The following is a 26,034-nucleotide window of genomic DNA, read 5'->3' as shown; positions in this document are numbered from 1 at the left end:
CTTTTGAAGTATGATCAAGCTCAGTGTTTCATGGGTTAATGCCGCCCAGCGTGTAACGTTGAGCGGCATTAATTTCCTTGCAGGGAAAGCTGAACGTTACAAGTTATGCACCTGTTTTAGGTTGTCTATCGAGTGACAAACGGCGCAGGACTCAACCTGCAGCTCGTTAGCGCTTACCCCAAAACGGCCGCCGTTTTGTTCCATATGAGCACGCACTGACTTGTTAATGACCATTTCACCGTCACTATTTGGCTGTTTAGCGTGGCAGGCATAACAGGTAGCAGACACTGGTGAGGTATAAGCATCGACGCTGATATCCGTTGCGGGGTGGGCTCTCGAGTCAGGGTTGTAGTCTAAATCGAGCGCCAGTGGGCGGCCGATAGCCGTTAAGCGATCAACGCCGAAGGTATCACCTTCGTGGCATCGATAGCAGTTTGCTTTATCAGCAGGATATTCGACGTTGCGTACACCGTTAGCACGATCTTGTGTCACGCGTTGGTTGGTATGCAGCGAGTGCATCCACACTTTGTGATCAGGATGGCTAACGGTGAGCTGCTCAATATAATCCCAATCGCTAGGTTTGGTATGCATTTCACGGATCGCCTGCGTCGGTGGTGTGTTTGGATTGTGGCAAGCCAAACAGGGATCGACGATATCTGCGGTAGAGCTGAGGAAGGCAGGCTGACCTTTGATGGCCATTGCACGAGGCTTAAACGGACGTAGGTGTTCGCCTAATTCGTCATGATCGTGACCCGAGAAACAAGTGGTATCGGCCAGCTCTTTGTTGATATCGGTGACTTGTGCATGACAACCGCGACAGGCCAGTTCAGAGTTATCATTAAACTCATCATAGCCATGACAGCTACCGCAGGTCTTATTTGACACTATGGCTGGGCGCTTAGCCTCTGGCGCATCGGTTAAGCCTGCTTTGTTAAAGAACCAACGTTTATTGGCCTCGGCATTTTTACTGTGTCCAGCTTGATCGCAGCTCACTAAGTTTTGTTGCTCATCAAAACAGTAGATAAGGCGATTAGAGATAAAGCCAGAATCATCAATCAAGTCACCCGAGAATTGGTCTTGCGTGACAATAGGCCCCATTAAATAAGTATAAACATTACCTTCGCTGCGATATAGCGGCGTACGTTCACGTTCACCTGCTGGGGTATTACCGCTACCATCTTGGGTTATGTCTTTCTTGTTACTTTTAACATAAATGGTGTAACCCCGGCTGCTGGTAAAATCGACAGATGCGCCCCAATTGACATACAGCTGCAGGTTTTTAATCCAATCGGCATTGGCTGGGTTATTGTCGGTGATCGCGATTTCTTGTCCTTGCTTGTCGAGCAAGGTAAAGCTAATTTCAGCAAAGTGTTGACCACCTTGCTGCACTAATTTGGCGTCGCGCAGATCGACATTGACAATATTGCGCTGATCTTCAGTGACCGCTTTTTCATGGTTGCCCATATGCACCTCGTAGGTGCGATCTGGCGCATGGCAGGTTAAGCAGTTGCTGTTATCGAGTTGCGAGTCGTGATTGTACACCTCATTGCTGCTCATATCGTGACAGCTAGAGCAGGTTTCACGGGTAGGGACTTGGTACCAATTAATGGCCTGTGGCTGTTGCTCGCTTACTGTTTTGCTGTGGCAAGCGGTGCAGCTACCTAGAGCTTGTGGCGTCACGCCAATGTGAGCGGTATGAGCGAGTACCGGCCATACTTTGCCCGGATCTGACATCTTATTATTGGTGTGACAACTGGCGCAGCTTTCGAGGTTATCGCCGCCATGTTTAATGTCTGCAATCGCATCGTGACAGTTTAAGCAGTTCGCCGCATCTATGATGCTGCGATTGTCCTCAATGTCGGAACCGTCGGTGTTGAAATCGACAATTGTCGTGGTGGCGGGGACAGCCGCACTCGCGAGAATATTCAGTTGAACTCGCTGGGTGAAATCGTCATTAAAGCTGGTCTCACCTTGGGCTAATGGTGCGTGCATGGTATAGCGGTAACTGCCATCGAGATTATCGACGAGTATCCCGTCACAACCTTTAGTCTCAGAGCAGCTTTCGCTGGCCAGCGTTTGCCACTGGGAGCGTTCACCTTCTGCTTGGGGCTGTAATTGGCTAGCGTAAACTTTTAATGCCGCAATTTTTATCACTGGCACGGCATATTCGTTTTCTGCCGAAAAGTCGATGCTCAGTCGGTTATCGATCACACTGGTATTGTCGATAGTGATCGACAGGGTATTGGCTTGTGTGCTGACGTTATTTGACGGTTTCCCGTTTTCACCTGGCTTGCCATCTTCGCCATCGGAACAGGCGACAAGGCCCAGAGATAAACTACTTATCAGAGTTAAGTAGCCTAGCTTTTTAAGTCGTATGGTTTTCATCATCTCTCATCTCACTTTGGTCTTTATAAGCGTCGTGATTATGGTTCGCGACTGCGGCAAAAGTGTGCCTGAATCTGGAAGCCGACAATGTGAACAGCTAGTTGTTTACCCATATATTCAGGATTTTGAGAGGGTTTTTAGTTTTTTTTAGTTTTTTTTAGACATTATCAGCGTCAGGCGTATTGCGATGAAGAAATGGATTTCTTACCCAGTAGTATCTTTGCTTTTATAAGGCATCATGCCTCTGGCATAATAAAGCCGCTATTTCCTTAACCATCGAGCTATCGTGACTTCAGAATCAGACCAAGCCCCAAGTATCGGCGTGTTTTTCAATCGCCATTATCCGACCCTCGAAGCCATCTGTGAGCGCTGGGGGCTGGTGTTTGATAAGGACTCCTTGTTTGAGTTGGTATTTGAGCATGATTGTCTCGTGCTCAATAAGCGCGATGAACCCAAGTTAAAAGGGATAGTGGTAGATTTTGTTTCTGGCGCTGCTGCTCATCGTCGTAAGTTTGGTGGTGGCCGTGGTCAATCAATCGCCAAAGCCGTTGGGCTTAAGCAGGGCGTGACTCCGACAGTGGTCGATGGTACTGCGGGCCTTGGGCGTGATGCTTTTGTGCTGGCAAGCTTAGGCTGCAAGGTGATCATTGTCGAGCGCCATCCTGTGGTAGCAGCACTACTTGAAGATGGCCTACGCCGCGCCTATATTGATGGCGAAATAGGTCAGTGGATGCAAGCGCGTATGAGCCTATTTCATGGCTCAAGCCTTAATGCATTAGCCGATGCGGCTAACACATCTGGTACTGAAATTGATGTGGTCTACCTAGACCCCATGTATCCCCACCGTGAAAAATCTGCACTAGTTAAAAAAGAGATGCGGGTGTTTCAATCTTTAGTCGGTGCCGATCTCGACGCCGATGGTTTGCTTGCCCCCGCCATGGCGTTAGCCACCAAACGCGTGGTGGTTAAACGCCCTGATTACGCCGAAGACTTAGACGGCGTCAAACCCAGCACAGTTATTGCTACTAAGAAAAATCGCTTCGATGTGTATGTGAAAGCTGCGATGAAAAGCAGTTAGTGTCGAAGCAACTGGGGCTTATCAGCGCCTATGTCGCTGAACCCATAAGCTGACATAGTAAACCCATATATTGACATAATTAACTCATAAGTTGACATGAAAATAGGTTTTGTAGCTTGGTTACAAAACCTATTTTATTTATTATCAATTACTTATTTGTAAAATAACCCATAAGTTGACAATGTTTTCCCTTGGCGTACACTTAATGTTCAAATATCGCATGGAATTTGAACATGTACATTCGAAATTTACGTAAGCCTTCACCCAATAAAAACGTTTTTAAATTCGCGAGTGCAAAAGTGACCGAAACGGTAATGTGTGAGAGCACATTGGAGTTCGATGCATGTTTCCATCATGAATATAATGAGACTATCGAGGCTTTTGGCAGTCAGCCTGAAGGGTTTTATTACTATTTTGAGGGTAAAAGATTACCTTATACACCTGACGCGATACTTCGCTATATTGATGGAACAACAAAGTTTCATGAATATAAGCCTTACAGCAAGACATTCGATCCTGTTTTTAGAGCAAAGTTTTTCGCTAAAAAAGAGGCTGCACGAGAGCTTGGAAGAGAACTTATTCTAGTTACAGATAAGCAAATTCGTGTAAATCCTATCTTAAATAATCTCAAGTTATTGCACAGATACTCCGGTATCTATGGTGTGACCGATATTCAACAAGAGTTGCTCCATTTGATTCGAAAGTCAGGTAAAGTTCAACTTCATGATATTGCGACTGAATATAAGCTTCCGATTTCTGAAACCCGTTCTTTTCTCTATTCGCTAATTAATAAAGGCTTAATAAAAGCTGATTTAAATCAAGATGATCTTACTTGCAACCCGTCTATTTGGTGTAATGTGTGATGGACTTTGAAGATGAATTCACAGAGTCTAAATCCGTTACAAAGCCAGCCTCCCCAGCTCAATATGTCAAACTAGTTGATTCAGAATTAATTAAACGTGATCTTGATACTTTCCCAGACTTTCTTAAAGAAAAAGCGTTCGATAAATACAAACTAATTAGTTTTATTGAGCAGGAGAACTCAGGAGGCTGGACACAAAAGAAGCTAGATCCAATTCTCGATAAGCTGTTTGAAGGTAATGCTTGCATCAACGATTTCGTAAAGCTCTCTCATGACATCGGAAATGTCCGCTTTTTCCTTATCTGCTTGTAAACTCTTATAGAGGACATTTATCGCATCGCGAAGGTCCCGAAAACCATTAACACCGGGAACATTGATACAAGCCTTAAACTTGTTGAATACATCTCTCGCCATCACCTCGAAGCGTTTACGGGTTTCGTCATTCTGGTTGATGACTTCCTTGGCCTGGGCTATGGCTGCATTTTTGGCAAAACCGGTTTCTGTAATAATTCGGTTTAAATCAAAATCGTGTTTTTGCAAATACTCAACAACAAAGCCAATCGACTCATTCAGACTTTCTAACAACTCTTCATTCGGCTTAGCAGGATCTTTTTCCCCCGCATCACCACCGTGTCCTTCATCACCTGCACCGGCGAAGGTCGCCAAGGCCTTGCGAAGATTTTTCAGTATTCCGCAATAATCGACGATTAAGCCATTACTCTTGCCTTCAGAGACACGGTTTGCTCTAGCAATGGCCTGCATCAATGTATGCGCCTTCAAAGGCTTGTCCAAGTAAAGGGTAGAGAGTGTTGGAACGTCAAATCCGGTTAGCCACATAGCACAGACTATCGCGACTCTAAATGGATGTTCACCAGATTTAAACGCTTCTTCCATGTCCAGTCGAGAGCCGTCATCCAATTCGAAGCCTGTTTTGAGTAACTGGCGATGGGGTTTAATATCCAGCCCCCATTTTTCAAACTTAGCCACTTCACCCTGCTCTTCACTCACCACAACAGCCATGAGCGTTTCTTTCATCCATGCCAGTTGCCGCTCGCGCCAGGCGATGTCCTGTTCATCCCTTGCTGACACCAACTCCTTTTCTTTGAGCCTTATTTCTTGCTGCCAGTAAAAACCAATGAGTTTATGCATACGCACACAAGTGATTTTGTCCAGACAAACAAACATGGCTTTGCCACTTTCCCACGCATTGGCATAGTGGACAACGAAATCACGGGCAATCTGATCCAGTCGGCTGGTTGCGGTGATTATGTGATAATCACGCTTTAACTCTCGCTCTAGCCTTTGCTGAACATCAACGTCCTCAATCTCCAATTCAGCGAGCTTTTCTGCAATGCGCTCATTAATTCCTTTAGGATCGGCAACCGTGAACTCATTTCCTTCTTCGTCTGTAAATATCAGGTCTTCACCTCGGGCGTCGTAGTACAAGGGGACCGTTGCATTATCCTCGACGGCGCGTTGAAAATCGTAGGTAGAAATGTAATCACCAAAGACCTTTTTGGTTATCTCGTCATCATTAAATAATGGCGTTCCGGTAAAGCCAATAAAGCTCGCATTGGGCAAGGCATTACGCATATTTAGCGATAACGTGCCATATTGCGTGCGGTGAGCTTCGTCGGTGATAACGATGATGTCATCGCGCTCAGTGTAGGGCTTTTTAGGATCTACCTTTTCATTGAATTTTTGAATCAAGGTAAAAACAAAAGCTTTGTGCTCCCCAATCATTGCTTTGAGATCTTTGCCACTATCAGCTCGGCAGGGGTCTTTATCGTTGTCGACTAACCCGCAGCCCGCAAAGGTTTTATAGATCTGTGTATCTAGGTCTTCCCTGTCGGTCAACACCACGAAGGTATAGTTTCCGCCCAATTTTCTATGCACCATCTGGGCAAAAAATACAATTGAATAGGATTTGCCGGAACCTTGGGTGTGCCAAAAAACCCCTAATTTCCCGAGTAGCTCACTACGATTACGCACCGCATCTATAGCAAGATTAACGCCCAGGTATTGGTGATTCCGGGCAACGATCTTCACCAAGTGTTCGGAACTCTGGTCAAAGAGTATGTAGTTCTCAAAGATGCTCATCAAATTGGCTTTGGAGCAGGTACCTCTTAGCAAGGTCTCCATATCCACAACACCAGGCTCATCTTCCTGTAACCGTTTCCAATCGTTGAAATGTTCGAATTTGCTGGATACCGAACCAATCTTCGCATCGACGCCATTGCCCAAAATAATGAACGCATTATGATAAAAAAGGTGGGGCACAGTATCTTTGTAGTCCGCAAGATTCTGTTCGTATGCGGCTCGAATATCCTTGTCAACGTTCTTTACTTCCATAAAGAGCAAGGGAATACCATTAACAAAGCCTACAAGATCCGCTCTGCGACGATAAATATCCCCTTTTATCCAGAACTCACGCACGACTAAAAAGTGATTATTTTCGTAGTTTTCGAAATCAAATAGGCGTAGTGGCTTCTTTACCAACTCTCCTTTTTCATTATGAAAACTAACCATCACCCCTTTCTTGTGCTGCAAATACTTTTCTTTATTCACCGCAACAATATTGCTGGATGAAGGCATTTCACAAACAGCGCGTATTGCCTCTTGGTAAGCTACTTTCGGCAACCCAGGGTTAAGTTCCATCAGCTTTTGGCCGAGGTACCGGGTCAGCACTACTTCCTGCTCTGAACTTCGACCAAGAAGGCCTTCCTTGCCCAACTTTTCATACATACCAAAAACAGACTCATCCCACTGCAACTCGTTTAGCAAGTAGTCTGCTGTTACTTCCTGAACCAGAGTCTGTTCGGTCATTTCCATTGATAGATCCTTCTATAAGCTGCGCACGACTTGGTATCGAATTGGCCGGTTCAGCTTTGTCACTAAACCTTCTTCTTCTGCACGTTTTAGCCATTCACTTAGCTGTGACTTATGGAGTCGAGTACTTTGATTCAACTCATCCGCGGTGATTGGATTCTTGGCTACTCTGTGAAGCTCACTAATGAATAACTGATAAAAATCGATGGGTGTTAGTGATTCAGATTTGAACTCAACAACAGATTCAGGGAGGACTCTTTCTACCTGTTGAGTAGCAAATACAGAATCATTTCCTAAATCCGAAATAACGCTTTCAGGCTCAGATACAGGCTCGGGTATAGATGCTGATTCAGCAAACAATTCTGGCTGGGCTGGCAAAGAAAAAAGATCAGCTTGTTCTTCCTTGGTCGAATTCGTCCGACTTCCCCCTGTTTGAATTAAGTCGGCAATCGTAAAGGAATCAACATCAGCTTCTAACCAAAGACCACCTTTGGCGACCAATTCCGCATTAGCCGCATCTTTATCTTTCGTCTGTTTAACCCATAACGGTAGCCAGGATTTCTTCAGATTTTCTTCAGCCCCGCTAAGCGTCCCACCTTTCTTACCTGAGTGAATGACTAGTGATGAATCTGCTAAACAATAAATGTATTTATTCCGTGCCATGGCATTACCGGCATTGAATCCAGCTTCTGGGTAAAATGGCGACACCAACACAGCATGTCCATCCATAAGACCTCTACGCCACTTACTGCTAGTTGCTGCCTTTAATAGGCTGTCGGCCATCACACCAATCACCTCACCACCTTTAGCGACTGCACCCAACATCGCCGCCTCATCAACTCCGCGCGCCCCACCAGAGATAATGGCAATGCCCTCCGAAGCAGCTTTAGCCCCCACGTGCTCGGTAAAGCCCAAATCTGACTGACTGGCATTACGAGAACCGATAACAGCCAACCCACCAGCATTTAACAAGTTTTTATTTCCGCAACCAAATAGCACGGGTGGGGAATCTGTTTTCAATCTCTGTTTCAAACGTCTCGGGTATTCAGGATCGGAGCGGGTGACCACCCAAAGACCAGCCCGTTGCCACTTCTCCATGGCTAAAGCAAGACTATGACCACGATTCAACAGCTCTATAATCCGGTCAGCACTGATACGAGCATCATGCCAGCCTTGCAGCAATGGTTTCGGATCCGCTACCAAGAGATCGGCTGGAGTGGCTGATTTTTCTTTCAACCACAATGCAAACCGCCCCCACTCCGCATTGGTTAGCGGTTTAGCAGCTTCGCTGCTTGCCTTGGAAAAGTAACTGGTCAGCAACAAGGTCGCTTGCGCAGTGGGGGATAATAAATTGGTTACATTCATGAATCTTTCACCGAAGAAGATGCTAACGCGACGGGATAAACCACACCGCTACCAGCCTGCTGTAATAGGGCTGCGATGACTGTCAATGTCCAGCCGGAATCTACAATATCATCGACCAACAGAACCGGTTGTCCGCGATAAAACTGGGTAACTGCAAACGCGCCATCCAGGTTACGACATTGATGGAAGCGATTCTGCTGGCCTTTTTGTGGTTGGTTATTTTTGACTTTACTGATTGCATCCACAAACGGCAGACCCAATCTCACCGCTAAACGACGGGCAAAATCAGGCACCAATTCCGGATGATTACGTGACGGAACGCAGCACACCCACTGTGGAGCCGGATTGGGGTGCCAACGCTGCTGAATCATTTCAGCCATGGCTTCAACCAAGTCATCACTGAAACGCCCGGCATGTTTATTATCGGCAACCGTACGTCCCCAACCTGCATCCCCCCAACGGGACAATACACGGCCCTCTTGAGCAGCCAAGTTACCAAGGTTTCGAGGAAAATCATACTCAACCACCCGTAACATTCACTACTGGTGACATTTGCTTTAGGCCAGGATTTCTCTGCATTGTAGGCGATTACCGATTTGTCCATAGGTTAGCATCTTAACTGGTGACAAAAGCTAAAATTTGTCACCAGTTCTTCCGAAACGAATTTTATCGAATCAACCACACGCTAAACCGATCAGCTTGGCTGAGTACGACTGCTCAGGCTTCACGATATTCCGGTGATGAAGTTCCCGCTCCAAGACGGCTTCAATTTTATGCAAATCTACTTCGTGAGCGCTGTTCTTTCCCTTAGCTTTAAACACGACATCTATTTGCTTTTCTAAATGAGGTAGCCGGTTACCATCGCCATCGACGGCAAGTTTTATGATGGAGTGAACATTGTGTCCTTTTTCGTTGGCAGCCCTTACTTCCCATACAGAAACGGTTTCACCAGCATTCAGCTCACTGGAATAGAAACCAAGGTATTCAGGATCAAGATTGCGGTATTTATCAAGCTGCTCTGCAATCACGGGATGATCCAAACCAATCAAATGTAATTTTTCTGAATTGGTCGCTTCTTCCCGATCCGTGGTAAACAGCATTTGTTCGAGGCCATCTTTTACAAGGGCAAATTGCTTTTGTCCGCGAATCTCAATGGCTTCACCTTCGTATGGTAAGGCCTTCTGCATAAACCGGATCAGGTCGTCTATGGATTCCCCGGTATCTGATAGTGGTGCGTAGTCATCCAAACTGAAACCGTCCAGATCCTGGAATAGTTCAAATACCGCATCCTTAGCATGACGGGCGTTATCCATAGCCGCTTCAAGCTCCAGCCGGGTGCGTTTAAGCTCTGGGTCTTGCAGCGCCTGCGAATAAAGTTGCTGATAGTTCACCTGCTCCGATAATTGGCCAAGGATTTGTGATCGAAGGTCTTCTTCTACCTGGCCCTTCTCATCCACTTTGCCGAGCGCCTTGGCAATTTCCTCCAGTTTTTCATCCAGCAGCAGGAAAATGCGACCTTCAATGGTGTCACCCAAAACAAGGTTATAAACCTGCGCAGTATCTCGCTGTCCATAGCGGTGAATACGACCAATGCGCTGCTCCATATCCATTGGATTCCACGGCAGGTCAAAGTTAAACAGCACCCGAGCATGTTGCAGGTTGATACCTTCTCGACCGGCTGCTGTACAGATCATCACGCGAGGGCCATTGGCCTGTTTGAAGCGCCGTTCTGCCGCGAGCTTACTTCCGTGATCACCACCTTTTAGCACAACCACACCTTGGCCTGGATACGCTTTTTCAATCTGCTCTCCCAGCATTTCCACCGTACCCAGATAGGTGGCAAATATCACAATGCGCTCCTCTGGATTTTGCTGCCACAGCACACCCAAAGCCCCAATGAGTTTATCTACTTTAGTTTCACGGGCTGAAGGGAATAGCCCCAGTAGTTCTTTAATGCGGAATCGCTCTTCGGGCAGGGCGTATGCCACAGCATCCATGGCCGCATCTTCAGCGGCGGCTGTTTCCAGCTCATCGGTAAAGGTATCGGATGCAGCGGCCAGCTGCTCTTCATTGATCTTTTTGAGGAGGCGACGCTTGATGTCATTCAATATACGGTCTATCTCAAGGTCAGAAAGACGGTCATGACCTAAATCGAACTCAACTCGAATCTGTTCTTTCGCCTCATTAAAAGCAAAGTCTCTGGCGTCGATGTCGAGGTTTTCATCGTGCATCAAGCCCTCATGAACAGTCAGGGCCAACAGTCTTCGCCTCAAGGTGCGATGCACCGCCGCAAAGCTGGACGCCGCAATTTTTTGGAAGATCGTCATTACAAAGCCCAGAGCCGTTCCTTTGCCGCCTTGCTTCTTCGCCAGAGCAAAACCGTCGCGCAGGTATTCATTCAGGGCGTTATAGAAATCGCGCTCCTGATCTGACATTGAAAAGGCTTCGGTATGCACCCAGCGCCTAGCAAACAACGTGGAGCCATCGGCTTTACAGGCGTCGGCTTTGGTGCGGCGGAATATGATTGGATTCAGGCGGTGACGTTCTTCCACCATCTCTGTTTCACTGGAAAACAAAGTGGGGTCAAGTAAATCAATCAGCTTCCAGAAACGAAAATGATCGCCCTGGTGTGGCGTGGCCGAAAGCAGAATCATATCTCTACTGTGGTCACGTAAGGCTTCCGCCAATTTGTAGTTCTGGGTCTTGCGGGTTTTGCCGCCTTGCTTATAGGCCGTGCAGTGATGCGCTTCATCAAAAACAATCAAATCCCAACGGGGTGCTTCTAGTATTTTCTTGATTCTTGCTGGACGCTTTAAGGTGTCGATGCTGGCAATCAGCAGGTTATGTTTAGCAAACGCATTACTGCGGCGGTCGCTGACATCACCTTCGCGGCCGAATATTTCAAAATTTAAATTGAAAACTTCATTCAGCTCGCGGTGCCAGTTGTTAACCAGACCCGCCGGCACAACCATTAAAGCCCGGTTAAGCTCGCCACGACTGGCCAATTCCCGCAACACTAACGCTGTTTCAATGGTTTTCCCCAAACCCACTTCATCGGCAATCAGAAAGCGACGTGGGCTCGCGCAGGCAACCCGATGAGTCAGCACCACCTGGTGGGGTAGCAAATCAATCTTGGCTGAAGTCAGCGAGCTGGCTGAATCCTGAAGGGGTAATTCATGCGCCTTCCAGGAGAGCCAGGCTTTCGTGTCACTATCTGTATGGCTGCCAATGCTGGCTACCACGCGCTCATTATGGCTAAGTGACGCCACCAAGGTGCTGACGGGTACTTGTCGCTCACCCTGGGGAAAGAAGACACGGGCGTAACCACCCGCTGCCGAGATAACAACACCTTGGCCAAATTCAAAATGGCTGACGCGTTCACCAGGTTTAAAAGTCATGGTTACCCCTATTAGCTGATCCGCTCTAGGTATAAACCCAGCCATTCGTTCGTTTTTCCGCCAAAATCGGATTCAATCCGGCGCACGTCCTTTTGTGCGCCGTTCCAGATGCATTGCCCCAACGGGAACATTTGCGCATCGTATTTACCAGCCAAGCACCAGTTATAGGTACTGGTGGTCAGATCTTCCTTCCAGCGCCCCTGATCCGGCATCCAGAAAATCAGCGCAGCATCGGCATGGTTCTGAAAGTCGTAGATCATTTCGTAAATCTCGGATTCCAGCCATTCCATAGCATCTTCTGGTGATAAAGCGTCTACGGCTACGTCCAACCCTGCGACGTATAAGCCATCGTCATTCAGCAGAGGCATATCCTCCGGCCAGCCCGCTTCGTAATAGCCGATGAACTGACGCAGACTGATCACCTGACTTGCAGCATTTAATTCAGCCAGTGTTTTGCCACACCAAAGCACTGAGATACCGCGTCGCTTCCATTTGTCGTTGGTCAGTACATCGCTCATATTTCATCTTCCATACCAAACAATGATATTTGTTCCTGCATAACCTGCTGATGATCAGCTTCCCATCTATTAAACAATTGCCTTGCCAAAGTGCAGGCACTGCGCATAGATGAGTCAGCTCCGTTGTGAACAAGCCAATCCAACAGATGCCCTAATGCGGGGTGAGGTTTGAAGTCTTCATCCAGAATTTTCTTGCTATTGATACCGCTTTCTGGATAACACGCACCAATAAGCAACATGGCCTGATCAAAGTCGCGGCTCAAACTGCCTTTTTTATCTATTTTTTCTCTAGCAAATTCGAGTGGAGAAACCCAGTAGAAGATTTTCTTTTTTTCTTCCGTCCAGCCTCGAGCCAAGAAGTCACTCGGTCCAATTCCTGTACCCTTAAGATACTTTTGCATTTGATCACGAGGGATTTCAGATTTTCCAGAAAATATTCTCAAGAATTGACGGGAAATAGGTTCACATACTACAGGCGTGCCTAATCCGTCCCCTTCAATTTGATCGTCTAAAATCTGGTTGATCCCAACAAGTGCTTCTTTAACGGTAAACTCTCGTCCATCTTCGACATACACTTGTCCATAATGACGAGAGAAATACTCAAGTGCTTTTCCGCGCTTGATAACTTGTATATCTGCCATGGGCAAACCACCATTCTGGTGGTGCTCTAAAATAGACTGTAACTGACGCACATCAGCTAAGATCTGACGACGTAAACGAGCCCAAGAGATTTTTTTTGGTGACTCAACCCGCTTTCTGCATACGTGTATAATGTCATACTCAATCGTTTGGGACCCAAACGTACCTGGTTTAGCTCCTTGTCCTTTTGTCTCATCGCTACGTATCGGATAGGTTGCCTCCAAGTAGTAACCAGCGTTGAAGAGACTCTCCAATACATCCAGCCAAGGTTCGTCTTCACTGTGATGGAAAGTGAATGACAGTATTCCAGATGGCTTCAGCATTCGACCCGCTTCTTTCCAGCACTCCGTGAGAATGCGTTTGTAGAATCCATCGGCATCGTCAGGATTACGAGCTCGGTTAGCGACAGCCTCTAACGTCTTAGGGGTATACTCGCCAGCAAAGTAATCTGGATATTTATCCTTTAATAACAGTCTAAGCCAAACGTAAAAGAAATCGGCTAGTTCGGAGTAGTGCAGTAAGCCTCCAAATGGTGGGTCAGTGATTACCAGGTCTAGCTCGCCGTCTGTTATGTGTTGTAATTCTGTTGAAGAACCACACGTTACTTTTGTCCCAGGTAAAACATTATCATCTAAGCGGGCCTTCTCACTTTTACCTGAAATTGAGGATGCTAGGTCATCAGAAATGGTTACCAAATGGGCATTTGACACGATCTCCCATGGGCTTTTGGCCCATGCTAATCCTGAAATGGTATTTGCCCTGCATGACGCCCAGTTACCGCGACCTAAATCAGCGAAAACAGAGTTTTCGACCACAGTTGATTTAGGATGATAGTTGCTGTTACTAAACATAGGCTCTGGCGTGTCACGTTGAGGGTTCCATATGCAGAACATATTCTGGTTCCGCAGATATTGCTGAAATGTCCCCAGTGCAATCTCTTTCGCTGTATCTGAAAAGCCATGCGCAGTATCAATTGCTTTTAATATTTGCGAATGAATTAGCAGCTGCAAAGGGTTAAACATAGTATGCCAATGCGTAAACCCGTGATTTGGTATTCCGCCATTATTCATATGGGTCATGAAGCCATAGGGAAGCTCACTTTTGGGCCAATAGCCTGACAAATCACTATCTTTTCTTGCCTCCCATTCTTTCAAGTACGCACTTTGCCGGGCAACAACCTGCTCCGTTATAGACGCAAAAAAACGTCCCCCATATGGTTTTCCTTCTTCTTTTCTCTTCGGGGAGTAACCATGAAGCAAGTAACTACTAAACGGCCCATTGGAGCCAGACAGTTTGATGCTATCTAAAACGTCTTGTTGGCGACCGCAGGTATCTTCTTGGCAAGCAAAATTTGATTTCTTGGGAATATTGCTTTTTTTAACGTCAACTAGGTTATCAGTCTCTGGGTCGAGAAATTGATCACCTGTCTTTCCTCTTACTTCAATCAGTCGTAACGAGTTTGCTCTTAGTTTGTTCCAGCGTGCAGTTGCATTAGCATCACTCTTTGCAGTACCGCCTAGCTGTCCAATATCGTCTTTACCGGCAGCCCCTTTCATCCATTCTGGATTAACGAAAAGAGAAAGATCTATTTTCTTGTTTTTATAAATCTTTTTGGGTAACTGGGAAGATTCGCCTTTTAATGCAGCGATTTCATCTTTGTGAACGTGCCCGCAATGAGGGCAAGTAAAACACCCCTTGTCATCCATGGTACTGAAAGGCTTCTCACCATTACCAATCACTAATGGCACATCAGGCGCCATTCGTGCTGGGTGCCTCTCTAAATCAAAGCGACCATCACACTTCGTGCAGGAGGTTCCAAGCCATGCTTTAACAGTAAGCGACTTAACAGCAACTAATGGCGAATTCATAATTGGTGTGCGATGACCACATCCGGGAGCTGCACAGGGCCCGTGCTTAGCCCAGAAGGTGTAAATAACCTCCGGGCCATCGTATACGTAGTCTTTGCGTTCTTCAGGTGTCAGAGCTAGGGGATCAAAATCATCGCCCATGACTTTGCCAGTAGAACGCTGTGTCCATTTTCCTTTTTCGCCATCAGGGCCTTCGCAGGCGTAAAACGGCATGATCTGGGGTTTAACTTCCCTTTCAATGTGATCAAACAGTTTATTCACTTCATCCAGATCGACATCAGCCAGCTCATTCTTTACAACTAGCCAGGCAACCGGGTTGAGATCGTTGCCTGTCATCTGCATACCGAGCCGTGCACCTTCTACCAATGTGGTACCGCCTCCCATGAAAATGTCAGCCACTTTCAATTTTCTGAATGCTTGGTTGTCCTGGTGATTGGCGTAGTAGTTGTCCCAAACCAATTTGGCAGATTCGGATGGTTCATCGGGCGCTTTGGTAGCAGCCGCAATCAACATAGAGCGGAACACACTGGAGCGACGGCGTGCCCACCACTTACTCATTTGATATATTGGCTTACCTGCGTTGCCTTCGATTTGCGCAATCTGGTTGATTGGTAGAATAGGAAAATCAACCTCAAGGCAAGTTAGGGGGCGATTGGGATCAGAAAAATCAACCGATTCCAGTTGTGCTTTTTTACCGGCACTAACGGCCTCTGCCACCAGTTCTTCTGTCAGTTCTGCTTTCGTTTTGTTAGATGCCATAAAAATACTTATCCAAAGGCCAGCATTGCATGCTGACCATTAATTATTCGGTTTCGACAGTTCGATAAAGGGTACGGCCACCTCTAACAGGCTCAACCCACCGTGGGCTAAGGTTGGGTAGCCGCCTTGTGAACGCCATTTCTTGCGGCCCAGCACAATGTTCCAGTTGCCATGCTGTGTCGTTAGTACCTGAGATAATGGCGGTACCCAATGCTGTTCGGTTTTTGCGTCTTTCACTTCGCTGTTGCGGCCAGACTTGAATTGCCCTTTCAGATAGGCTTTTTGGTCTTCCGGGTAAACATCTGGAAACAACGCGGGGTTTGAATACCCATGGTCGGCAGTAATAACCAGACGACGGCCCGTGGCCAGTTTGTCGATGAAGGCCCAGAATTCATCGCCGGTTAATACGGCTGCGGCTTCTTTCGCCAACACCCGATAACCTGCTCCCTGTTCGGCCAGATGATGCATACGTTCATCAGGCCAGTGATGCCAGAAGATAATATTCGGGTCAGCCTTGATCAGAGATGCACAATCCACCCATGGCAAGTCGGTGGACTCAGTGAAGGCTTCAGGGAAAGCAGCACTATTCCCCTGGTTGTTTTGCAATCTGGTGCGCTGCCCAAACCCCATGGCCCGTGCAAACGGTGTGGTATCACCGGGTAGCTCAGAGGCGGTCGCACTGGCGCTGTGAACGGTGTAGCCACGCTGCTGCGCACTTTCGAGAATCCAGGGCGCTTCGCGGAGCGACAGTGCATCCAGAATCAGGATGGCTTTCGGTGTTGTCTGGCGTTGCCAGAATGCTTTCAGAGCATCTGCCGTTTTTGGTGACGCACTTTCGAACGATGCCCACAAATCCCAGGCACTGCCTGCCAACACGTCATCTAATGGTTTGATGGCGCTGTCCCGTTCGGTTGTTTTTGCATCCGCCAGGTCCTGCCTGATCGGTTCTGCAAACAGGGGCCAGAGGGCCGAAAAAATTTTAGGCCATGCTTCCTGTGCGGGCAGTCTGTGTATATCAGCGATCAGTGACTTATCCATATGCTTTCGCTCGTCGATTATTGTTCTTTATCCAAATCCAGAGAGTAAGTAACACCATCCGGTAAGTTTTTCAGCAGATGCTCTAACTGTGCACCAGTTAGCTGCGAGGTAGACAATTTTACGTCCTTCACCTTACTGCCTTTGTTAATGCCCCATTGTTCAAGCTTACCGAGCAAGCTCAATGTGGATGTATTCTGGGCGCTATGATGAGCAACGAAGCCGCCACTGGAACCACCGAATAGCGATCCCGGCGTTGGTGTCGTACCGGATGCTGAGCCGCCATTGCCTGAGCCTGCGGCTGGCTCTTTAACACCACCGGTGGTGAATTCTTCTGGCACGCCTGGAACAGGCTGAACAGGGACAGAACCGCCTGAGCCAACAGAGCCTCCGGGCAGGTGCAGTGTTGTATCTTCCAGATCTTTACCGCTGCCCAGTTTCCCACGTACTCGCAACCAAGCATCTTCCGTGGTTTCTGACGGCTTTTTCTCGTACAGACTACCTTTGGCGTTGATGGCAATCTTGCCTTCTGCACAGGCTCGGCCAATGCGCTCTTTAACCGCTGTTTCACCCAACCAGGGAATGCTTTCTGCACCTTTTGGGGCTGGCTCTTTCAGCTGTTCGATGAGGTCGGCCACGCTACGGCTATTGGTTGCGGCATCAAGCAGCATGGTGTCGAATTCTTCTGGAATGAAAAGCTCGCTGCGGATTTTCTCATCTAGTTTTTCAAGGATCTGTAACCCTTCTGCGCCATGCTGTGAAATCTCAAACTCGCATTGAGATGGGTCTGCGAAATTCCACACGACCATGACTGCAAAACGATCAAAGCGAGATTGCAACTGCTCACGCAGCTCCTTCTGGTACTTCAGATGCAATTGAGCGTACTCACGCTCGGAGTTTTTCCAATCGCTAGCGAGATAAACCGCACGGGCTAATACCAGCAAAGACTTATCGTAGAATATGTCGCCAGTACCCACACGTGGCAGCAGGAAGCGCACAGTGTTTCTTGCCTTGGCAACATGTGTCTTCAGCCATTCTCCCAGCTCTTTGTTGTCCAGCGATGCCTTGGGCATAACAATCACTGGAATCCGGTTATCCCAATGCTGAGGATGATCTTTTTCTTCAATATCCGCCCATGGCGCAGTGCGCCACTGCTTCTTTAAGACAATGGTTCGATAGATATTCGACTGATTGCCATCCCCAACCAAGGCGTAACGAATTTCTTTGGCGAGGTGTTCTACATCCTCATCCTTTTGAAAGAGCTTGTCGTTTTTAGCATGTGCTAACAGCTTGGCCTGTGGATTCACCTCGTTCTTGAAGACCAAACGGTTGGCTTGGCGGTGAATGTTGAAGCTGTTGTCCTCGATGACTGCAAGCTCAGCGGCAAACAGGTTGTCATCAATCGCTTTGCGCTCGGTAATATCCAGCTGCAACTCTGACGGCTCTGCACCGGCATGATTCTCCAGTGACAGGGAACGAAGCCAGAGAGCGGAAAGAATGGGCTCAAGATGTGGCACCTGAGCAGCAGGTACACCGTTTTTAACAGCTTCGAGGTTGCGCAGTGCATTCTCACGCAAATCCCGATGCAGCTGACTCGCTACCGAATCCAGTAGTGAGGTAACGCCTGATTTTTCACTGGTTAAGCTGAAGTTGGCAGGCGTAAGTATGGCTGTGTCGTCACCAGACTCCTTAAAAACATCCACCAGAATACGCAAGAGATCGCGTGTCTCTTGAGTTTCGGTTGCGATCAGCACCTGATCGTCCAGCAATTGCAGGAGTCTTGGCGAGTAAGGCCAGGCCTCGATAAATTGCTGTCTATGTTTTTCATGCTCGGAGCCTGAGATATGACTCAAACGCAGGAATTCATCCACATGAGTTTTGATCAGTGAAGCAATATCAGACTCTGGAATGTTCATCCGGTTTTCGAAGATCCGATAGAGCAACAAGCGCTGTCTGTCTCGTTTGGCTTCTGGCCCTTTGAAATCAATCCGTACGGGGTTCACACGGAATAGCTGCTGCGCTGCGTCGGAGTTACCTTCGCGCACGGATACGACAAGTGTCAGAAGTTCTGGGTGCTTTTCAGATATTTCCGAGAGAATTTGAATGAAGTTAAATGCCCATGTCTTACGCTTATACTGGTTGGAGTTTGTTAAGCCTTCAAACCACGTCTGGAATTCATCCAGAATAAGGATGAATGGTTTATTCTCTGCCATTTCCAGTATCAGGTCATAACCTGGAACCTCGGTGCCGTGCACCTCCCACTTGGCTTTAATGATATTGCCATGCGGATGCTGGTCGAACAAAACATCCCATACATGCTTATAGCGTTGCAAGTGCAAGCTTTCAGTAATGACATGCATGCCATACTGCAATTTGAGACTTGCAATGTCAGGATTTTTCAGTCGGGTAGACCAGTCATTCAACCAGTTTACTGTTGCATCCTTATCCTGATGCATGTGTGACAGTGCGGCCATAAGGTGTGATTTACCTTGGCCCCTCGCACCGATAATTACGACAGGCTCAGCCCGGCCAGCTTGTACAGCTTCCACAGTCTTGAGCATGTCGATTGAAGGGTAAGTGATCTTCAGAAATTCACTTGCAGACTTATCGAGCGCACCGGTGCCATTCCGGTTATGCATTTCGATCATCGTTCCTTTAATACGACGACCAGAAAACTCCTCACGTAACTTCAGTCCTAGCATGGTTAGCTCTCTTTATTACTTGATATTTGGTTGTGTTGCTGCGCTATCCAGGTATCTATTTCTTCTTTCTTAAAACGCCACGAGGTACCCACTTTGAACGCTGGGATCTTTGCTGCTGTGGCCATGCGATAGACAGTACGCTCGTTGAGCTTGAGGTACGACGCGACATCCTTGACGGTCATTATTTGCTCACTCATGTTTGTTGTCCGCAGTTAGTATAGTGTCATGTCGGTACTGTACAAGAAAGTCTTCTCTTGTTCAATTTTATATATAAATGTCAAGTATGCATGCTTAACACCTACCACCATCGCACTAGCTCCCGTACAGGGACATCGTAAAAATCTTGAGTAATACGATTCTGGATACTGTCATCGTCCAGGTACTTTGCCAGCTTGTTAATGACGCTTACCGGGTGCCGTTTCAGTTCAACTGCTATCTGCCGGACAGTGCAAGCAGAATCAATCATGTCGTACAGAACCTCTTCGTCCGTCTTGCTCCATATTTTTCCGAAACTCTCGGGGAATTGAAGTTCACCAGTCATGTATCGGTGATAGAAGTCTGACAGCTCTCCCATAAACACTTCCGAGATGCCACCATCCTGGGTCACGTGCTGGTATCGCCCAGATCGGGGCCAAAAGTACCATTGCCGCCCTTCGAGTTGCAGTAGTAACTTGTATTTGCTAAGTTTTTTATAACTAACTCCGGGGTGATTTCGGATCGCTTCCCAATATTTTTGCTTCTTATCGTTCCACATATGCTCGCCAATAGCCCAGTCGATAGATTTAAGACTACCTAAGAATAACAAAAATGAGCGATATATCCCGTGGTGATATATCCAACATTTGGTGATAGTTCTGTCTTTTGGGCAGAACAAATATGAAAGATCCAAGACTGGTCGCTTTTGGTGAGAAGGTTCGCAAGATACGGAAAGAAAAAGGCCTCTCGCAGGAGGCTTTGGCTGACTTAGCCGGTATTGATAGAAGCTATATGGGGCATATAGAGCGCGGTGACCAAAACATCACTCTGACAAAGATCCATCAAATCGCTGACGCCTTGGAGATTCCGGTCGTAAATCTCATTTCTTAGCGGATTTAGGCCCACGCCCTGTGCCAACTAATCATGAGGGCTTCTTCGAATTAGAAATGAAGTGAACATTACTTGCCGGTAGCTGAGCTTGTAGACGCTGGTTCTCAAGTGTCAGTTCCAGTATCCGAGATTGAGCATCCAGCAACTGCCCAAGGGCTTTATCTCGCTGTTCTTCCAGCACCTTAACCTTTTCCAGTAGATCTCGGTTCCTCGATCTTTGCGCAAGCATCATCTGTCTGGGCGATTTTTGCGCTGCTTCATCCTTATGGCTTTCTATCCAGGCTTGAATATCCGCAACCAGCTCAGGGAACCTTGCTCTGCGAAGGGCGGAAGGATCTACCCCTGCTTCTTTGGCAACATTGTTCTGACTGAGTGGCGTCCCTTTCGGCAGAATATCTGGCTTGCCCACCTTGAGGCGTTCGAAAGCCTCCCTGAATTTCAGTTCGGCCTTGCTAACTTTTCTTGGTTCAATTGCTTTCGATAACATGGATTGCTCGCTCTGCGGATTCTAATTGCGCTTGTAATGACTCATATAAAGGGGAGTCTGGCGCAGCGTCACTGATCTGAATAGTAATAACGTTTTTAAGCTGTTTAATCATTGGTAGCTTTGCTTTATCTAACAATGCCGATGCGCATGGCTTATTGCTGCTAAATCCCATACAGGAACTGATATTGCTGATCCCTCCAAGCGGGCAAGGCGGGCCTGAATTGGCGCAACCACCAAGGAATGTTTGACGGTAACTGATCCGTCCTGATTTTGCGGCCTTGAGCAACTGCTCATGGTCTTTCTCCGATATTTCAGAGAGGATCTGCTGCTTGCGCTTCTCACCGTGTGGCGAAACATACTGATCAGATTGGAGCGCTTTAAACTCCCGCACCATTGATTGATACATCTCACGCAAGTAATAGGCACGAGCTTCCTCATTCAATGGTTCTTTGAGTCGGTAGTAGTTTTTTCCGTAGTATTGGCTCATAGCGCGCGAGGCGTGTTTCAGCTGGTACTGAAGAGACGCTTCGGTCACCAATCCACTGGCAAGCATATTGACAGCACCGGTGCGTCGTAATTGATGCCAGGCAAGAGGCCAAACTTTGCCTACGGCAAACTTCTCTGGATCAAGGCCAAATGTCATTCTATTGGCCATTTCCAGATCAGCTTCGGTAATCGTCAGTTTCTTATCATCAAAGAGTTTTGGCCACAGGTTTTTTGAGATGTCACCGTATGACCGAATCTTTTTGTACTTTTTGGTTGATTGAGATTTAGGCGCTTTGGAGCTCCATGGTTCATGCTGAAGAGATTGAAGAATTGGGTTCTCGACATCTTCCTTTGATAATTCTAAATAGGGGTTCTCTCTTGCTGCCTTTGACCGCATGAAAGCAACGATTCTCATTGCTTTCAGAGCTATTTCAACGGAAGGTGAAACAATCCAGCGAGCATCAGAATCCTCAATGGTTTTTGTTGTTACACCTTTTAGCATGTGAATATCTTCACCTAACTGATCACGTTCAACCTCATAACAATCAGCACGAAGTTTGGAGCCCTCTTCAATTCGCATCAAAGAAAAGTTCAATAGATAAGCCAATCCAACACTGCTAATTAAAGAGAGGTAAGTAGTAAGTGATCTAATACCAGTAACGTTATTGAACAATACCCAGCGATCAAGTAATTCCGATATACCAAACTCTTCTGCAGTCTCTGTAAACGAACCATAAAAAACTCTTCCTGTTCGGCTTTTTCCTCTTATACGCGAGCTTCGAAATGGCCCATCGATGCCAAGGCCACCAAATGATTTTGATAACTGACCTCCAGCATTTCTGGCATAAGCTGACAAACAAAAATCGTAACAGGCCTCAACTTGTTCTTGATGCAACAGAAAGTCTTCCAAGCATTCCCGAAGACGTGAAACCTGATAACTCCATATCCTCGCTGGTATATAAGCTGTCTGAGTCGAATCATTCGTTGTTAATACGCTGCTAAGTAGTTTAATTCCGCTTTCGTCAAGCAAGACAAACCCTAAAGTCTCTCGTGCGATGAATAATGAATGGAGGCATTCAATCAAGCGATTTCCGCGTTGCTTATAATATTCGGATAACTTCTCGATGACCTTGGGATATCTATAGAGCTCAGTAGCCAGAATACCGGCATCTGTGCAGGCCACAAACAGGGGTTTTATCGTCTCAAACTTAAACACCAATGCCTTGGCAGAACGAATAGCCGCTTCGCCCCAAAGCCACCACGCTACAACTTTACGCAATAACTCCGCGTTCTGAGGGCTAACTCTTTTTCCCTGACCAGAACCATCCCCAAAGTAAATGGAGAGGGTGTGCCCAGACCAAGGTGAAAGATCCCATCTTACGTCACCATATCGAGACACAACATGGCCATAGGCATCTATCACAGCAGGAAAATCCGGCGCAGGGGGCCAACTGTCAGGTTTAAAATTCAGCGCATCTTCTTTTGATAAGGCCGATTCAATCTGCAATCCCGGGAAGTAAGCCAAATTCATGCAATTACCTCCATCAGCTCTATATGGCCACTCCAATAGGGGTGATATTTACCGGCACGAATCAAATCCTGAGATTCACTTACCCACATTGCTCGTATTTCGCTGCCAGACGCTATTGCTTCAAGTTTTTTGTTTATTCTTTCAATAACCCGGTATGCAGGATGAATGTCTTGCTTTTCCGGTGGTTTATACAGGTTTGCTTCCAGGCTCTTGATCTTTGCGTGCGAGGCAAGTTTCCAGCAATAATCAGGACTCATAACGTCTCGATGCTTAGTACAAAAAAGACAGCCTTCTGGGCTGGTACAGTCCGGTTTCGGCGCTTCTTTAGCTATACCATTGATCGACTCGGGGGCACGATCTTTGTCGATACATACACCCGGCCCAGGTGGCGTATAAGCAGGATCTTTTGATGCATGGAACCGGACTATTTCGGATGCCGCTGATTGATGATGTGGCCTTTCATAATCACGGAGAAGGACTTCCTTATCATGGGCCATTTGCTCAGCCGTAAGTTCGAGATCGTTGCTTCGCCTGAGTAGCCAGTTTACTCTGGTTTTACGCAGCTCCTGTGGCCCTAAAATCCGAGCATCAATTTTCTTGAAGGATTCTTTCAATGTGTAGAATCCAATCTTTGAATCTTTTGCGCGAATCATGCCTCGACTTTGTAAAGGGAAAAGCCGGGTATCGTGTTCAGCAAACCCTGTGTCATTCAGCCACTGCAAATATCGCTCGAGATGTTCCTTATAAGAGCGATAGCAACGAAAAACAGCTTCGCCGCTGCGTCTCCCCTTGTATACGCGGAAAACCTCCAGATCGTCACCGTTAGACTTCCAACGATAAGTTTCTCTTTCAAGCGCTGATGCCTGAGTCAGATTCATCCCTGTTTGTGCGATGAATATCAAAAGCTCAGATTCTATTCTCAGATTTAGTATTCCCGATCTTTTATGCCGATCGAAAAGGCTTTCACTCTCCATCAGTGGCGCTCTGGCTTTCTCAGCATTTTTCCTGACGGTGCTGCACTTTATAGATTCGACATCCATTTCCGGATTAAGGAGGCTTCCTGCAACCACCAAGGTCTTGCCGCCTTGCAGCGCAATACGGATAGGTAGCCGTCCTCTGACCGTCGCACAATCCAAGGCGTCACAGATCGACCTCAGGCAATGACCAAACTCAAATGTACTGCTGAGATTTTGCTTATCTGCGCTGCTGGTCAGTACGCTCTTTTTTGCGCTAGGTTTTCTGATTCTTGTTTGCATCAAAAGTGCGCCGCCAGGCTTAGCTCCAGGAAGTTTTAAGGCTCTAGCGATGAGATTGGCTAACTTTGAAGTCTGTCTGTAAACGTAAATTTCAGACACTTCCTTTTTGATTTTTGATCTATATAACTGGTATTCCGACCATTTCTTGAAGTTGGTTACCACTTTATCTCGAGACATAGTCAATGAGTTGGTATCTGACCATGCAAAGAACCGCCAAAGCACTTCCAGACTGCCTTCGATAAGTGAACGAGAGCGCCCCTGACTTATCATGCTGGAAATAGCTTCATGAAATGCGCATACAATCGGAATTCGAAGAACGTCAACATCATCGACTGAGGAATGATGTATCGATTCCATCGCATTTTTTCTCGGTACACATGCAACACCATGATGAAGCAATATGTTCAGGTTCCAAGGGATTTGATGCGTACCAAGACTCATGCCCGGGAAAGTAAGATTTAACTCATGCATTGGCACGCCCTCTAGCCAATCCCATAAAGGCTTCCGAAAAAGCTTCCGCTGCATCTGACATTGCTTTGTTTGCTTCAATAAACTTGATGTATTTCATCGTTGTACTTTCATCTCGGTGCAAACATGCCTCCCTTACAAACTGGATGGCATCACCGACTGGCATGAACTTTAGCGCCACGCGCATTAACTCTGTGGCAAAAGTGGCTCTTGTGCGATGGAAATGAAAACCGCGCATCACTTGCAGCCCAGCCCTTTTACCAGATGATCGGAGACGAGACATTTCCACGTTAACCGCTCGGCTATCATCTCCGCTGTACGAGTTGCCATAGCGAGTAAGGAATAGTAGGTCCCTATCTTCATGACTCGCTAACATTTGGCGTTTCAGCCTTCTCGTACTCATGGAATAGGCAATAAGTGTTTCGAGAAGCTCCTCAGGTATTGGCACTGAACCGGAAACGCCAAACTTGGTTGAGACCATTGGCCTAGCACCAGGACCAACAGCTAATCGCTTCCAACCGACTTCAGGAACCAGGGTTGCGTTGTGAAGAGTTTGAACCTTCAGATCGGTAATTGAGCCAATGCGCAACCCTGTGAAAAAGCCAATTCGTAGCATTAGCGAAAGCTCTTCGGTTGCGCTGCGATCTGCCAGCGCGAGAATTTCTTTCATTGCAGAAACAGTTACTGGGAGAAGGCCATCCTCAAGCTGTATGGCCCCAGCAACCTTTCGATTGGGAATGGCAAGGTCTGTACTGGCAACTCGCATGGTATGTTCGAGACCAAACGGATTGGTTAATTTGATTCCAACAAATCGCTGCTCCCACATTGGCCATTCTGGTGAAATTAATCGACGCGATTGTGTCCATTTATAGAAACGGATGACTGCTGCCATCCTCTGCGAAGCAGTGCTTGGAGCAAGCTCACCATTATTTCTGGCGGCAACAAGTGCTCCACGAAAGCGAACAAGGCAACGCTCACTTTCTCGCTCTGGGAAATGCCACCATTGGATTGACTCTGCTTCTAGCCATTTTGCGTAGGCAAGCAGGTGAGACATATTGGATCGAACGGTTTTCAGATCCCGTTTTGATGATGTTGCCTGATCCAGGGCCCAAAGATTTGCTTCTGCCCAGGTTGAATTATCTTCCCAGACTATTTGGGGAAGATTTTTGATCGGTTTTCTTTTTAGTGGAGCCCACTGTAACGAGCCGTCCGATATTTCTGCTCGATGTGGCTGATAGGTGATTTGCTCAAGGCTTGCCATTGATTTCCCCCTTCGACGACT

At 47.0% G+C, this 26,034-nt stretch carries 18 protein-coding genes; 3 read left to right on the top strand and 15 right to left on the bottom strand.

Features of this window, described 5'->3' with window-relative positions; genetic code table 11:
• Positions 1–96: 96 nt before the first annotated feature.
• Complete coding sequence (locus tag AYI96_RS08260) at positions 97–2,388, bottom strand: OmcA/MtrC family decaheme c-type cytochrome (RefSeq protein WP_119978771.1); 2,292 nt, start codon at positions 2,386–2,388, stop codon at positions 97–99.
• A 313-nt stretch (positions 2,389–2,701) separates the two neighbouring features.
• Here AYI96_RS08260 and AYI96_RS08255 point away from each other — a divergent pair, with 313 nt between their 5' ends.
• Both AYI96_RS08255 and AYI96_RS08250 read left to right on the top strand, forming a co-directional pair.
• A complete protein-coding gene (locus tag AYI96_RS08255; RefSeq protein WP_144361467.1) occupies positions 2,702–3,463 on the top strand; it encodes a class I SAM-dependent methyltransferase in 762 nt (253 codons plus the stop codon).
• Positions 3,464–3,696: 233 nt separating this feature from the next.
• Complete coding sequence (locus AYI96_RS08250; protein ID WP_144361401.1) at positions 3,697–4,326, top strand: TnsA endonuclease N-terminal domain-containing protein; 630 nt, start codon at positions 3,697–3,699, stop codon at positions 4,324–4,326.
• Positions 4,327–4,529: 203 nt separating this feature from the next.
• Here the strand turns inward: AYI96_RS08250 and AYI96_RS08245 are convergent, their stop codons facing one another.
• The 10 genes from AYI96_RS08245 to AYI96_RS20300 all read right to left on the bottom strand — a co-directional run bounded on the left by AYI96_RS08245 (position 4,530) and on the right by AYI96_RS20300 (position 20,192).
• Entirely contained in the window at positions 4,530–7,157 is a 2,628-nt protein-coding gene (locus tag AYI96_RS08245) for a type I restriction endonuclease subunit R (protein ID WP_260852970.1), read from the bottom strand.
• Between the two features lie 12 nt (positions 7,158–7,169).
• Entirely contained in the window at positions 7,170–8,519 is a 1,350-nt protein-coding gene (locus AYI96_RS08240; protein ID WP_144361400.1) for a DNA-processing protein DprA, read from the bottom strand.
• Entirely contained in the window at positions 8,516–9,046 is a 531-nt protein-coding gene (locus AYI96_RS08235) for a ComF family protein (RefSeq protein ID WP_260852969.1), read from the bottom strand. Before AYI96_RS08235 ends, AYI96_RS08240 begins: the two co-directional genes overlap by 4 nt.
• Before the next feature lie 147 nt (positions 9,047–9,193).
• Positions 9,194–11,917 carry a DEAD/DEAH box helicase gene (locus AYI96_RS08230; RefSeq protein ID WP_144361399.1) on the bottom strand — a complete coding sequence of 908 codons (2,724 nt, stop codon included), beginning with the start codon at positions 11,915–11,917 and terminating at the stop codon, positions 9,194–9,196.
• Positions 11,918–11,928: 11 nt separating this feature from the next.
• Positions 11,929–12,435 carry a 5'-nucleotidase gene (locus AYI96_RS08225; RefSeq protein WP_144361398.1) on the bottom strand — a complete coding sequence of 169 codons (507 nt, stop codon included), beginning with the start codon at positions 12,433–12,435 and terminating at the stop codon, positions 11,929–11,931.
• Entirely contained in the window at positions 12,432–15,701 is a 3,270-nt protein-coding gene (locus AYI96_RS08220) for a DUF1156 domain-containing protein (protein WP_144361397.1), read from the bottom strand. Before AYI96_RS08220 ends, AYI96_RS08225 begins: the two co-directional genes overlap by 4 nt.
• Positions 15,702–15,740: 39 nt before the next feature.
• Entirely contained in the window at positions 15,741–16,739 is a 999-nt protein-coding gene (locus tag AYI96_RS08215; protein ID WP_144361396.1) for an alkaline phosphatase, read from the bottom strand.
• 17 nt (positions 16,740–16,756) lie between these two features.
• Complete coding sequence (locus AYI96_RS08210) at positions 16,757–19,438, bottom strand: hypothetical protein (RefSeq protein ID WP_144361395.1); 2,682 nt, start codon at positions 19,436–19,438, stop codon at positions 16,757–16,759.
• A 2-nt stretch (positions 19,439–19,440) separates the two neighbouring features.
• The gene (mads1, locus tag AYI96_RS08205) at positions 19,441–19,635 is read right to left on the bottom strand and encodes a methylation-associated defense system helix-turn-helix domain-containing protein MAD1 (protein WP_058355578.1); all 195 of its coding nucleotides are present in this window, start codon (positions 19,633–19,635) and stop codon (positions 19,441–19,443) included.
• Between the two features lie 101 nt (positions 19,636–19,736).
• On the bottom strand, positions 19,737–20,192 hold the full coding sequence (locus AYI96_RS20300; protein ID WP_186300045.1) for a hypothetical protein: 456 nt from the start codon (positions 20,190–20,192) through the stop codon (positions 19,737–19,739).
• A 122-nt stretch (positions 20,193–20,314) separates the two neighbouring features.
• On the opposite strand from AYI96_RS20300, the gene AYI96_RS08195 reads away from it, so the two are divergent.
• Complete coding sequence (locus tag AYI96_RS08195) at positions 20,315–20,524, top strand: helix-turn-helix domain-containing protein (RefSeq protein WP_113594272.1); 210 nt, start codon at positions 20,315–20,317, stop codon at positions 20,522–20,524.
• A gap of 31 nt (positions 20,525–20,555) precedes the next feature.
• Here the strand turns inward: AYI96_RS08195 and AYI96_RS08190 are convergent, their stop codons facing one another.
• From AYI96_RS08190 to AYI96_RS08175, 4 genes are read right to left on the bottom strand one after another with little or no spacing between them, the layout of a single operon-like run.
• On the bottom strand, positions 20,556–21,011 hold the full coding sequence (locus AYI96_RS08190; RefSeq protein ID WP_144361394.1) for a hypothetical protein: 456 nt from the start codon (positions 21,009–21,011) through the stop codon (positions 20,556–20,558).
• A complete protein-coding gene (locus AYI96_RS08185; protein WP_144361393.1) occupies positions 20,992–23,028 on the bottom strand; it encodes a hypothetical protein in 2,037 nt (678 codons plus the stop codon). The genes AYI96_RS08190 and AYI96_RS08185 overlap by 20 nt, the downstream gene beginning before the upstream one ends.
• Positions 23,025–24,755 carry a site-specific integrase gene (locus tag AYI96_RS08180; protein WP_144361392.1) on the bottom strand — a complete coding sequence of 577 codons (1,731 nt, stop codon included), beginning with the start codon at positions 24,753–24,755 and terminating at the stop codon, positions 23,025–23,027. Before AYI96_RS08180 ends, AYI96_RS08185 begins: the two co-directional genes overlap by 4 nt.
• The gene (locus tag AYI96_RS08175; RefSeq protein WP_144361391.1) at positions 24,748–26,013 is read right to left on the bottom strand and encodes a tyrosine-type recombinase/integrase; all 1,266 of its coding nucleotides are present in this window, start codon (positions 26,011–26,013) and stop codon (positions 24,748–24,750) included. Before AYI96_RS08175 ends, AYI96_RS08180 begins: the two co-directional genes overlap by 8 nt.
• Positions 26,014–26,034: the final 21 nt, after the last annotated feature.

It is taken from the genome of Shewanella sp. MSW (assembly GCF_007636515.1).
Taxonomy (GTDB): Bacteria; Pseudomonadota; Gammaproteobacteria; order Enterobacterales; family Shewanellaceae; genus Shewanella; species Shewanella indica.
The sequence above is the reverse complement of the archived record's forward strand: the minus strand, read 5'-3'. Positions and strand labels throughout refer to the sequence as shown.